Genomic DNA, 11,590 nt, shown 5'->3' on the forward strand with positions numbered 1-11,590 from the left:
TGAAATTCATTCGCATCTGGCTGTGGACCTGCGACCACAGATCCCTTTGCCGCCCTTGCGGGACAAGCTTTGGCGATGCTAGAGGGGTCCAGCTATGCTAGACAGACCCACAGGCAGGAGAGACAGGCAGATGGCCCAATACCCGAGCAGCTTTGACAAGGACGAACTGCTGAAATGCGCTCGTGGCGAGCTGTTTGGTCCCGGCAATGCACAGCTGCCGGCGCCGCCGATGCTGATGATGGACCGGATCACCGAGGTGTCCGCCGATGGCGGCGCCCATGGCAAAGGTCACATTCGGGCCGAGTTCGACATCACCCCCGACCTGTGGTTCTTTGACTGCCATTTCCCCGGCAACCCGATCATGCCCGGCTGCCTTGGCCTGGACGGGCTGTGGCAACTGACCGGCTTCAACCTTGGCTGGCGCGGCTGGCAGGGGCGCGGCTATGCGCTGGGTGTGGGCGAGGTCAAGCTGACCGGCATGGTGCGGCCCGACCGCAAGATGCTGACCTACAAGGTGGATTTCACCAAGGCGATCCAGACCCGCCGCCTGACCATGGGCGTTGCCGACGGCATCGTCGAGGCCGATGGCGAGGTGATCTATCAGGTCAAGGACATGAAGGTCGCGCTCAGCGAAAGCTGAGAAACCACATTTCTTCCGGGATTCCAAAAAGCCTTTCTGACAAGGCAAGCCGAACCCACGGCGCAACATGCGCGCCTTTCGCGGATTGAGTACCCGAAAGGCACGTTTCTTTTTTGTGTACAGGTACCGACCTCTGCCTCGTCTAGGCGTAGTATCCGGGCTAAGACAAACATTGAGGCACAGAATGTCCACACCCAAGAACGGCGTCGCGTTTTGCGAAGCGGCAATCCAAAGGCAGAAGGATTACTGTCTGGAAAAGAATATCTATCCTCGATGGCCGGGGATAGCGGACAGGATGCTAGAGCGTCGCCCCGAGTTGCTCGACGCCTATGCTGATATGGCCCATACCCTGAAGGGAGACGATCGCGCCGCAGACGTCTTTGTTGATGCCTTGCTTTGCACCGTCTGCGTCTGGGACCCGACCAGCACTCAAGAAATGCGCGAAGCCAAGTCGCGGCTGGCAGAGGTAAACCAGAAGATCGCGGATCTGGCCGACACGCTTAGTGCTTACCTGCGGGAACGTTCACAGCTGGAGAATACGAACTCCTTTGGGGGCAACACACATTATCACATCGTGAATGTGGTCATCAGGGCGGCTCGGGGAAACTATTCGTTCAAATGGAATGTCGAGCCGGAACTGAACGCTCTTACTTCAAGGTTCGACTTGAAGTACTGGCCGGACCTTTCCGACATTGCGACCGAGATCGCGGTCGACGCGCAAAACGCGGAGATCGAGATAGACAACAGCATAACGGCTGCGGCCTTGGCGAGCCGCAGAGGCTCCAAAGCTGATTTCTGCCGCGCTCTTTTTGAGCGCGTCAACGCCGAGACCTGTACTGCTTCACCATGCCTGCCTCGCGGTTTTCACCTCAAGGATGACACTTGGGCCGCTCTCATAAACTGCCTCCTCGATCTGCCGCCAGAGGACATGGTTGATGGACCATACATCAAACGGCAAAGGCAGGGGACGCGCAAACTTGTCGGGCGCTAAAACACGCACCAGCTCTGTCTTACATCTCCATCCTTCAGAGCCCGCTAAGGCATAAGAAAAGCAGGGAGCACACCCATGCGCCGTGTCGTCGCCAGCGAGGAAATGGCCGAAAACAGGTTCCGCAACCGCCTCAGCGCCCTTTCCAGACCGGATCGCGTTTCTCTGCAAAGGCGCGGGCGCCCTCCAGCTGATCCTCGGACGAATAGAGCACATCCACCGTGCGCAACTGCCTCTTGGTGATCTTGTTCATCGTGTCCTGAAACCTGGCATCCTCGGCCTCGCGCACGATCTCCTTGATCGCGGCATAGACCAGCGGCGGGCCACTGGCCAGCAGGCGTGCCAGTTCCCAGGCGCGGTCCATCAGCTGCGCGCCCGGCACGATCTCGTTCACCAGGCCCCAGCGATGCGCCTCCTCGGCGTCGAACCAGCGCCCGGTCAGCAACAGCTCCATCGCGATGTGATAGGGGATGCGCTTGGGCAGTTTCACGCTGGCCGCATCGGCCACCGTGCCCGAGCGGATCTCGGGCAGCGCGAACGTGGCGTGCTCGGCGGCGATGATCATGTCCGCCGACAGCGCCAGTTCCAGCCCGCCGCCGCAGGCGATGCCGTTGACGGCGGCAATCACCGGCTTGTTCATGTCGCGCAACTCCTGCAAGCCGCCGAAACCGCCGACGCCATAATCGCCATCCACCGCATCGCCATCGGCCGCCGCCTTCAGGTCCCAGCCGGGGCAAAAGAACTTTTCGCCGCCGCCGGTCAGAATCGCCACCCGCAATTCGGGATCGTCGCGGAACTCGCGGAATACCTCGCCCATGATCCGGCTGGTGGCCAGGTCGATCGCATTGGCCTTGGGCCGGTCCAGCGTCACCTCGAAAATGGCGCCGTCACGGCGCGTCTTGATGGGGGTCATCGGTCAGCCCTTTCTGATCAGTGCATCTACCGCCACCGCCCGGTCCGGCGTGGCAAGGAGCGGGTTGATCTCAACCTCGCCCAGTGTTTCGGCATGGGCAAGCACATAGTCCTGCACCGCCGCGACAGCCTCCAGGATCGCATCCATATCCGCGCCCGGCTTGCCGCGATAGCCCGCCAGCAGGGGCGCGATGCGCAGCTGCTCCAGCCCGGCGCGGATAGCCTCGGGCGCGGCAGGCACCAGCAGCGACACGGTATCCCGCATCAACTCGGTCAGCACCCCGCCCGCCCCCAGCGTCAAAACAAACCCGTGTGCCGGGTCGCGGACGACGCCCACCAGCAACTCGGCCGCCGTGTCGCTCACCATCTCCTCGACCAGCACCTCGGCTGTGCCGATCTCGGATGCAACACGCGCGATATCCGCCGCCGCCACGCCCAGCCGTACCGCGCCATGGTCCGATTTATGCGCCAACCCGACGCCCTTGACCGCAAAGGGCCCGCGCAGCCCCTCCACCGCCTGCGCCATCCCGTCAGCACGCGCGGTCCGGTTGCGCGGCACCGCCAGCCCATGCGCCGCCAGCGCCGCCTTGGCCGCACCCTCGTCCAGCAACCGCTCCGCCGCGCCCTGCCCCGGCAGGCACAGCGGCACCGGATCGGGCGCGCGCAGGCTGGCCGCCGCCTCGGCCGCCGCCAGCGCCTCGCGCAGGCCCATCAGGGGCACCACGCCGCCCGCCATCAGCTCGGCCGCCACATCCGGCGGCATCAGTTCTGGCAGCGTCGCCACCACGGCAAAGGGCGCCCCGGTCTCGGCCCGCACCCGCAGCGCCGCCTGGGTGGCGCAGGCCCAGTCGCTGGCATCGGTCACCGGATAATCGACAATCGAAACGGTCAAGGCGATGCCCTCACCGGTCATCCCGGACCAGGCCGCCGCCATCGCATCGGTGTCGCGCCAGATATAGGTGTGGTAATCCAGCGGATTGCTCAGCGCCACCATCGGCCCCAGCGCCGCGCGCAACCGCGCCCGCTGGTCCCCGCTCAGCGGTGGAAAGCGCAGCCCGCCGCCCTCGGCCATATCAGCGATCAGGCTCGCCTCGCCTCCCGAACAGCTGATCGAGGCAATGCCCCGCCCGGCAAGCGGCCCGCAGCTATGCAACAGTTTCAGCGTCTCCAGCAGATCGGGCAGCGCCCGCAGGCGCGGGATGCCCAGACGGTCCAGCAGCGCCTGCGCCCCAGCATCGCTGCCCGCCAGAGACGCCGTATGCGACACCGTCGCCTGCCGCGCCTGTTCCGAGGCCCCGACCTTTAGCGCCACCAGCGGCACGCCCCGCGCATGGGCCTTGGCCGCCAGCGCCTCCCAGTCGCGCAGATCGCCGAACCCCTCGATATGCAGGCCGATGGCGGTCACCCGGGGGTCGTCCAGCAACCCCATGGCAATCCGCGCCTGACCGGTCTGCGCCATGTTCCCGCAGGTAACCACATAGGCGATGGGCAGGCCGCGCTGCTGCATGGTCAGGTTGATCGCGATGTTCGAACTTTGCGTCAGGATGGCCACGCCGCGTTCGACCCGGCTGCACCCATGCTGATCGGGCCAGAGTAGCGCCCCATCGAGCGCATTGACGAAGCCATAGCAATTTGGGCCCAGGATCGGCATGTCACCCGCCGCCGCCACCAGCGCGGCCTGCAGGTCGCTCCCGGTCTCGTCCTCGGCCAAAGCCTCGGAAAAGCCGCTGGCGAAACAGACCGCCCCGCCCGCCCCCATGGCCGATAGCAGCGCCACCGCCTCGACGGTGGCATGCCGGTTGATGCCGATAAAGGCCGCATCGGGCGCGCCCGGCAGATCCTCCAGCCGGGCAAAGGCCGGATATCCCTCGACCTCTGCCGCCTTGGGATGCACCGGCCAGATGGCACCGCCGTAACCCATGCGCCGGCACTGCACGATCACCTGACGACACCAGGCGCCGCCCCCGATCACCGCGATCGAGCGCGGCTGGAACATGCGCGACAAGCCCTTGCTCATGACAGGCCCCCTGCCCTTTCACTTTGCCGAAAATACTCCCGCCGGAGGCGTCGCGCTTCAGCGCGAACCCGACCACGCGCCATCACGCCCCCAGCGGACGCAGCAGGTCGCGGCTGATGATATGGCGCTGGATCTCGCTGGTGCCGTCCCAGATCCGCTCGACCCGTGCATCACGCCAGAACCGCTCGATCGGGAAATCGTCCATCAGCCCCATGCCGCCGAAAATCTGCAGCGTGGTGTCGGTGACCCGCGCCAGCATCTCGCTGGCATAGACCTTGGCGCTGGCGATCTCGCGATTGGCCGGCAGGCCCTGGTCCAGACGCCAGGCGGCGGCCAGGGTCAGCCAGTCGGCGGCGTCGATCTCGGTGATCATGTCGGCGATCTGAAAGCTGACGCCCTGGAACTTGCCGATGGCCTGCCCGAACTGTTCCCGCTCCGCCGCATAGTTCAGCGCATAGTCGAACACCCGCCGCGCGCGACCCACGCTCATGGTGGCAACGGTGATCCGGGTGGCATAAAGCCATTCGTTCATCACCGCGAACCCGCCATCGACCTCGCCCAGTACCTGCGCATCCGGCAGGCGGCAATCGTCGAATTCCAGCACCATGTTCTTGTAGCCGCGGTGGCTGACCGAGCGGTATCCGTCGCGGATGGTGAAACCGGGCGTACCCCGGTCGACCAGAAACGCCGTGATACGCTTCTTTGGTCCCTTGGGCGTCATGTCCTCGCCTGTTGCGATAAAGACGATGATGAAATCGGCATGATCGGCGCCCGAGATGAAATGCTTGGTCCCGTTCACCACCCAATCGCCGCCATCGCGCACGGCCGAACATTTCATTCCCCGCACATCCGACCCGGCGCCGGGTTCGGTCATCGCCAGCGCATCCATCCGCTCGCCGCGGACTGCGGGCAACAGATAGCGCTCGCGCTGCTCGCCCTCGCAGGCCATCAGGATGTTCTGCGGCCGCCCGAAGAAGTGGTTGAGCGCCATCGAACCCCGCCCCAATTCCCGCTCGACCAACGCGAATTCCAGATGCGACAGGCCCGCGCCACCCACCTCCTCGGGAAAGTTGCAGGCATAAAAGCCCAGCTCGATCGTCTTGCGCTTGATCTCGTCGGCGATCTCCTTGGGCACCTCGCCGGTGCGCTCCACCAAATCCTCGTGGGGATAGATCTCCTTCTCCACAAAGCTGCGAACGGTAGAGACGATCATCTCCTGCTCTTCGCTCAATCCGAAATGCATGGCACGGGCTCCTGTTGCGGTTTGAAACAGGAAATCCCGGCTTGCGCGCCGCTATCGTGCAGGGTTAGTCATTCATCATGCAAGATCGGACAAATACTTCGGCACAGACTCAGGTTTACGATGTGCTGTTGTTCGACAATTTCTCGAACCACTGCCTGGCCAACACGGTCGAACCGATGCGCGCCGCCAACATGCTGTCGCGCCAGCCGCTCTATGCCTGGCGTTTCTTGACCCCGGACGGGGCAGCGGTGCACAGCTCCTCGGGCCTGCAGGTGGCGCCGCATGACCGGCTGGATGCGGGCCGGGGCGCGATGCTGCTGGTGATGCCCTCCTATGGGTTTCGCGACCTCGAGGGCTGGGCCACCCAACGCGCGCTGCGGGCGGCGGCGCGGCGTTATCCGGTGCTAGCCGGGCTCGATACCGGCAGTTGGCTGCTGGCGCGGGCGGGGCTGCTGGACGGGCACCGGGCCACCATCCACTGGGAGGAGCTGACCCGCTTTGCCGAGACCTTTCCCCAGGTCGAGACCCTGCGCGAACGCTTTGTGCTGGACGGGGCGCGCATCACCTGTTCCGGGGCGATGGCGGCCTTTGACCTGATCCTGCACCTGATCGGGCGCGACCACGGCCAGTTGCTGGCGCTGGAGGTGGCGCAGCTGTTCATGACGCGGGATTCGGCGCGTTCCCATGCCGCCCCCGCCGGGGGCGGCACCCGGCAGGTGAACCGGGCGGTGATGGTGATGCAGGACACGCTGGAACAGCCCCTGCCCATCGCCGAGATCGCCCGGCGCGCGGGCTGTACGCAAAAGACGCTGGAAACCCGGATGCGCGCGGCCTTCGACGCGACGCCGCAAACGGTCTATCGCCGGCTGCGCCTGAACCTGGCGCACAAGCTGGTGACCGAGACCGACCTGCCCGTGTCCGAGATCGCGACCCGCTGCGGCTATGACAATGCCAGCGCCCTGACCCGCGCCTTTCGCACCCGGTTCGGTCAGGCTCCCAGAGGTTTGCGCGCAAACGGCTGAGGGGGGGCCGGAAAACGACACGTTTTCCGGGCCGTTTTCCGGATCGGAAAACGGCTCACACCGCGGCCGTCCAGACCCGGTAACGGCCTTGTCCCGTGACCTCGCGCACCAATCCCCGGCGGGCGAACAGGTCGAGATTGCGTTGAACCGCCGCGCGCGAGGCGCCGGTCTGGGCCTCGGCCAACGGCGCGGTCACCATCGGCCAGGCGGTCAGCACCTCGATCAGCGCGGGCGGCGTCCGCCCGCTCAGATCGCCTGTCTTCTCGATTGCCCGCACGCTCCAGGCCGCCACCCGGTCCAGATGCAACAGCGCCGCCGTCACCGCCTGCGCCGCGCCGCGCAACCAGGCGGTCAGCTTCTGCTCCGCCGGACCCGCACCGCGCAACGCGCCCGGCCCGGACAGCGCCAGCGGCAGGAACAGCGCCCCACCGCGCCCCATCGCGGCGCCGTGGCGCGCCGCCATCACCGCCGCTTCAAGCCCGACCGAAGGCCCCTGCCCCAGCATGATCCAGCAATGAAACAGCATTGCCGCCCGCGTCGCCGGATGCAGCGCCGCCGCCTGCGCCATCACGTCGCCCAGATCGGCCACCGCCTCGGGCACCATGTCGCCCTCGACGCCAGCGCGGTCCAGGAACCCGGCCAGCCCCTCGGCCCAGCCGCCCAAGTCCGGCGCGGGGCCTCCGCTCAGCCGGCGCACCGCCCAGCCGGCGCGGGCCAGCGCCTGCGCATCCTCACCCGTTGCGCCCAGCCGCAGCCCGGTCCACAGCGCCAGCCGCTCGGCCCCGATGCGGTCGCCTGCCCACCAGCCCAGATCGGCCACTTCGAGCAACGCCAGCCGATGCACCCATTGGCGCGGCCCGGCGCGCAGCCGTTCGTCCAGCGCCCCGAATCCCAGCGCAAGATCGGCCAGATCACCCGACAGCGCATCCTGCGCCGCACGCCATTCGACCGGATCGAACAAGGGTCTGGGCGCGGCACGCGGCGTGGGAAACAGCCCCTCGCCCTCGCCCGGCTCCTGCGCGGGCAGGAACCACAGATCGTCCTCCTCGACCGGGTCGCCGTCATAGAGGCCGGGGATCCCCTCGGCCTCGTCATATGGGTCGGGCTTGCGTGTCATGCCCAGATCATAGCGCCGCGCGATACGCCCGCAAAGCGGTGCTCATCCGCGCCGCGCCTTCTGCTCGGCCACGTTCTGCGCCACCATCGCCTTGTATAGCGCCCGGATCCGCCGGGTCACCGGCCCGGCGCCACCGCCCGCGCCGATCACCCGCCCGTCGATCTCGGCCACCGGGGTCTGGGCGCCAAAGGTACCGGTCAGAAACGCCTCATCCGCGCCATAGGCCTCGTAAAGCGAGAAGTTCTTTTCGAACACCGGGATGCCCGCCTCGCGACACAGCGTGATCACATTGGCCCGCGTCACCCCGTTCATGCAGTAATCCCCGGTCGAGGTCCAAACCTCGCCCCGCCGCACGATGAAGAAATTGCAGGCATTGGTGGTGTTCACAAACCCGTGCGGGTCCAGCATCAGCGCCTCGTCGGCGCCCGCCTGCTCGGCCTGCAAACAGGCGATCACGCAGTTCAGCTTGGAATGGCTGTTGAACTTGGGGTCCTGACTGTGCGGCAGCCCGCGCACCTGCGGCACCGAGGCAAGCCGGATCCCCGTTCCCTGCACCCGCTCGGAGGGCACCGAATGTTCGACGATCGCCACGATGGTCGGCCCCCATTTCGACAGGCCCGGATGCTGGAACGGTTTCGCCTTGCGCCCGCGCGTGATCATCAGCCGGCAATGGGCATCGCCAGTCATGCCATTGGCCGCCGCCGTGCGGTCCAGGATGGCGCGGATCTCCTCAGGCGTCTTGCCGATCTCCAGTGCCACAGCCTTGCACGAGTTGAAGAGGCGATCCATATGCGCGTCGAAAAACGCCCATTCCCCGTCATAGAGCCGCATCCCCTCCCACATGCCGTCGCCCAGCATGAAGCCGCTGTCATAGACCGAGACCTTGGCCTGGTCCCGGTGCACCAGTTCGCCATCCACATAGATCAGGATATCGCTGTTGCGTGCGTCGGCCTCGGCATCATGGGTGGTGCGGGCGGCCGTGTCTGGTTGGGGGGTCGTCATCTGATGGTCCTGACTGCTGTATCCGGTCCCGACCCTAGGCGCAGCGCGCATCGTTGGAAAGCGTCAGTTGCCCGCAGGCCGATGATGCACCGGTACGAAACACCCGACGTGATCAGGGCCGCGCGGTCACGGCATCTGAAGGTGGAGATGCACCGGATCATCTGACCCGGGCCTCAGAACGACAAACAGGTTGGCGAAGGCCCTCTGATCAATGCTCATGTCCTCAGACAGGCCAAGCTTCGTCAGAATGCGTGGAATGGTCTCGGCATGGCCGACGATCAAGACCGTATCTGCCTCGTGATCGAATTCCAGAACGTCCAGCAGGCCGGCAACATCCTCTCTGGGCAATGCACTTGCCTCAAGCCCGAGCGCATCCGCAATGATCCCACCGGTCTGCCGGGTGCGCAGCGCGTCCGAGGTGATGATCGCATCCAGACCGACATGGCGCAGCATCTCAGCCCAAGCCAGGGCGCGCTGCCGTCCCTCTGGTGTCAGCGCGGGATCGGCCCCGGACAATTCCTTTTCCGCATGTCTGATCAGATAGACAGCTTCCTGAGCAGCGGCGGGCAGTCCCGTCAGGGCAAGCAGCAGAGCAACCAGGAACATGGGCATGGATCGGTCCCCTTTGGTTTTCCATCGTCGAGCCTATGCCCAAGCATAGGCCCCGGGGGTCATGCGACGCCACCCCTCGCCCGACGCCGGGGGACATGATCACAGGGACGCCGCCGAGCGCGACGCTTGATCGTATAACCCCGAGACGCTACGCAGCACCCGTGCGACATGGCTGATCTCGTCATAATCGCGGTCGGTCGCCTCGGCCGCGTCCAACAGACAGGCCTTGCGCACGTCGCGGTAGGCCTCGCAGACCTTCCGCCCCTGATCGGTGGTGGAATAGAACATCTCCTTGCCCACCTTGCGGCCCGTCACCAGATCCGCCTTGGCCAGTTTCTTGAGCGCGTAATTGACGGTGTGATTGTCCTCGACATTCAGCATGAAGGCGATGTCGGACAGCCGCTTTTCCTTGCCGCGATGGTTGACATTGTGCAGCACCAGAATGTCGAGCGGGTTGAAATCCTTGTAGCCCACCGCCTTCATGCAATGGGTCATCCAGCGCGAGAACGCGTTATAGGTCATCGTCATCGCGTATTCGAGTTCGCTGAACTGCCAGCCCTGATCGGTACCGGCCAGGTGATCGGACGAGACGATGGGGGTCGAGGTCGGCTTTGCGGGGCCGGAGGGCTGGGATTTCTGGCTCAAGGTCAGGGTCCAATCGGCTTGAAAACATCCGTCTCAGCCTACGAAACCCTGACAATATCCACAAGAAACGGCGTCAAGATTACAGCAAATCGGCGCCATTCTCGGCGGCAGCACTGGATTGGCAAAACCTGCGGTATCCCCGACCGAGTCGCCATACCGTTGGTTATGACGCAACCCGGATTCTTCTTTCGATACATCATACCTCTGCTTCTTGCGCTCAAAATTATTAGTTTTTGCTCACTACTTGGAGAGTCGTGGATCTGATCCATCATACGTGATAACTTTCTATTATCATGTCTCTTGGCAGACAGGCCGGAATCTGCCACCCTCGCCCCCATGAAACCCGCGATACCGCAGCCTTTGACGCCCCCTTCCCTCGCCGACAGCGACCGTCGGGCGCTCAACGATCTCTACGTGCGCGGCACGCCGGAAAACACGCTGCGCGCTTACGAGCGGGACCTGCTCTATCTCACCGCCTGGAAACAGCTCAGCTTTGGCGCAGCGCTGGCCTGGCCCGAACAGCATGAATGCGCGCTGCGCTTCATCCTCGATCACAGCCGCGACCTGAGCGACGCGACCGGCCCCACCCGAGAAGTGGCCGAGGCGCTGATCGCGCGTGGCCTGCGCCGCTCGCTGACCTGCCCGGCCCCCGCGACGCTGAACCGGCGCATCGCCTCGTGGCAGGCCTTTCACCGGATGAAGAACCTCGACAGCCCGTTTGACAGCCCGCTGCTGAAACAGGCCCGCGCCAAAGCCCGGCGCGCAGCGGCGCGGCCCACGACGCCAAAGTCGCGCAACCCGATCACCCGCCCTGTTCTGGAGCAGCTGCTCGCCACCTGCCGGGGCTCGCGCCGCGATTGCCGTGACCGGGCGCTGTTGATGCTGGGCTGGGCCAGTGGCGGCCGCCGCCGCTCCGAGATCACCGCGATCCGGGTCGAGGATGTCTCGCTCAAGGATTTCGCAATCGAGGGCATCGTCTGGTTGTCGCTGGTCGAAACCAAAACCACCCGGCGTGGCGCAACGCCCCGACTGGTGCTCAAGGGCCGTGCTGCGCAAGCGCTGGTGCACTGGCTGGAGGTATCCGGCCTCACCGACGGCCCGCTGTTCCGCCCGGTGTCGAAATCCGACCGTGTGCTGACCCGCCGCCTGACCCCCGACGCCGTCTATCAAATCCTGCGCCACCGGTTACAGCTTGCCGGGTTGCCACCGGATTTCGCCACACCACACGGGTTGCGCTCGGGCTTTCTGACTCAGGCAGCACTGGACGGCGCACCGATTCAGGCGGCGATGCGGCTCAGCCTGCACCGCTCGGTGGCACAGGCGCAGCGCTATTACGACGATGTGGAGATTGTCGAAAACCCCGCAACCGATCTGCTGGGGTAAGGCGGTCTT

11 protein-coding genes are annotated in these 11,590 nt (G+C 65.3%); 4 read left to right on the top strand and 7 right to left on the bottom strand.

Annotated features, from left to right (window positions below):
• The first annotated feature begins 130 nt into the window (after positions 1–130).
• Positions 131–640 carry a bifunctional 3-hydroxydecanoyl-ACP dehydratase/trans-2-decenoyl-ACP isomerase gene (gene fabA / locus AC2FLM_RS06915; protein ID WP_234140269.1) on the top strand — a complete coding sequence of 170 codons (510 nt, stop codon included), beginning with the start codon at positions 131–133 and terminating at the stop codon, positions 638–640.
• A 184-nt stretch (positions 641–824) separates the two neighbouring features.
• Positions 825–1,631 carry a hypothetical protein gene (locus AC2FLM_RS06920; RefSeq protein WP_496856761.1) on the top strand — a complete coding sequence of 269 codons (807 nt, stop codon included), beginning with the start codon at positions 825–827 and terminating at the stop codon, positions 1,629–1,631.
• Positions 1,632–1,761: 130 nt separating this feature from the next.
• Here AC2FLM_RS06920 and AC2FLM_RS06925 read toward each other — a convergent pair whose 3' ends face one another.
• From AC2FLM_RS06925 to AC2FLM_RS06935, 3 genes are all read right to left on the bottom strand, one after another.
• Positions 1,762–2,541 carry a carnitinyl-CoA dehydratase gene (locus AC2FLM_RS06925; protein WP_496856763.1) on the bottom strand — a complete coding sequence of 260 codons (780 nt, stop codon included), beginning with the start codon at positions 2,539–2,541 and terminating at the stop codon, positions 1,762–1,764.
• 3 nt (positions 2,542–2,544) lie between these two features.
• On the bottom strand, positions 2,545–4,557 hold the full coding sequence (locus AC2FLM_RS06930) for an acetate--CoA ligase family protein (protein ID WP_496856765.1): 2,013 nt from the start codon (positions 4,555–4,557) through the stop codon (positions 2,545–2,547).
• An 82-nt stretch (positions 4,558–4,639) separates the two neighbouring features.
• A complete protein-coding gene (locus AC2FLM_RS06935; RefSeq protein ID WP_234140610.1) occupies positions 4,640–5,800 on the bottom strand; it encodes an acyl-CoA dehydrogenase family protein in 1,161 nt (386 codons plus the stop codon).
• Between the two features lie 77 nt (positions 5,801–5,877).
• On the opposite strand from AC2FLM_RS06935, the gene AC2FLM_RS06940 reads away from it, so the two are divergent.
• On the top strand, positions 5,878–6,822 hold the full coding sequence (locus AC2FLM_RS06940) for a GlxA family transcriptional regulator (protein ID WP_496856767.1): 945 nt from the start codon (positions 5,878–5,880) through the stop codon (positions 6,820–6,822).
• 55 nt (positions 6,823–6,877) lie between these two features.
• Here the strand turns inward: AC2FLM_RS06940 and AC2FLM_RS06945 are convergent, their stop codons facing one another.
• The 4 genes from AC2FLM_RS06945 to AC2FLM_RS06960 form a co-directional block, all read right to left on the bottom strand.
• Complete coding sequence (locus AC2FLM_RS06945) at positions 6,878–7,939, bottom strand: helix-turn-helix domain-containing protein (protein WP_496856769.1); 1,062 nt, start codon at positions 7,937–7,939, stop codon at positions 6,878–6,880.
• Positions 7,940–7,981: 42 nt separating this feature from the next.
• Positions 7,982–8,941 (bottom strand): aminotransferase class IV, encoded by a 960-nt coding sequence (locus AC2FLM_RS06950; protein WP_496856771.1) that lies wholly within the window; start codon positions 8,939–8,941, stop codon positions 7,982–7,984.
• A gap of 126 nt (positions 8,942–9,067) precedes the next feature.
• Positions 9,068–9,553, bottom strand: a complete 486-nt coding sequence (locus AC2FLM_RS06955; RefSeq protein ID WP_496856773.1) for a SixA phosphatase family protein — start codon at positions 9,551–9,553, stop codon at positions 9,068–9,070.
• 99 nt (positions 9,554–9,652) lie between these two features.
• The gene (locus AC2FLM_RS06960; protein ID WP_496856775.1) at positions 9,653–10,198 is read right to left on the bottom strand and encodes a winged helix DNA-binding protein; all 546 of its coding nucleotides are present in this window, start codon (positions 10,196–10,198) and stop codon (positions 9,653–9,655) included.
• Between the two features lie 360 nt (positions 10,199–10,558).
• On the opposite strand from AC2FLM_RS06960, the gene AC2FLM_RS06965 reads away from it, so the two are divergent.
• Complete coding sequence (locus AC2FLM_RS06965) at positions 10,559–11,581, top strand: tyrosine-type recombinase/integrase (protein WP_496856777.1); 1,023 nt, start codon at positions 10,559–10,561, stop codon at positions 11,579–11,581.
• The last annotated feature ends 9 nt before the right edge of the window (positions 11,582–11,590 follow it).

It is taken from the genome of Ruegeria sp. SAZD011, assembly GCF_059612545.1.

Bases quoted from the DNA above. Each gene is read 5' to 3' on its own strand.
- fabA (WP_234140269.1), top strand. From the start codon at position 131: ATGGCCCAATACCCGAGCAGCTTTGACAAGGACGAACTGCTGAAATGC.
- AC2FLM_RS06920 (WP_496856761.1), top strand. From the start codon at position 825: ATGTCCACACCCAAGAACGGCGTCGCGTTTTGCGAAGCGGCAATCCAA.
- AC2FLM_RS06925 (WP_496856763.1), bottom strand. From the start codon at position 2,541: ATGACCCCCATCAAGACGCGCCGTGACGGCGCCATTTTCGAGGTGACG.
- AC2FLM_RS06930 (WP_496856765.1), bottom strand. From the start codon at position 4,557: ATGAGCAAGGGCTTGTCGCGCATGTTCCAGCCGCGCTCGATCGCGGTG.
- AC2FLM_RS06935 (WP_234140610.1), bottom strand. From the start codon at position 5,800: ATGCATTTCGGATTGAGCGAAGAGCAGGAGATGATCGTCTCTACCGTT.
- AC2FLM_RS06940 (WP_496856767.1), top strand. From the start codon at position 5,878: ATGCAAGATCGGACAAATACTTCGGCACAGACTCAGGTTTACGATGTG.
- AC2FLM_RS06945 (WP_496856769.1), bottom strand. From the start codon at position 7,939: ATGACACGCAAGCCCGACCCATATGACGAGGCCGAGGGGATCCCCGGC.
- AC2FLM_RS06950 (WP_496856771.1), bottom strand. From the start codon at position 8,941: ATGACGACCCCCCAACCAGACACGGCCGCCCGCACCACCCATGATGCC.
- AC2FLM_RS06955 (WP_496856773.1), bottom strand. From the start codon at position 9,553: ATGCCCATGTTCCTGGTTGCTCTGCTGCTTGCCCTGACGGGACTGCCC.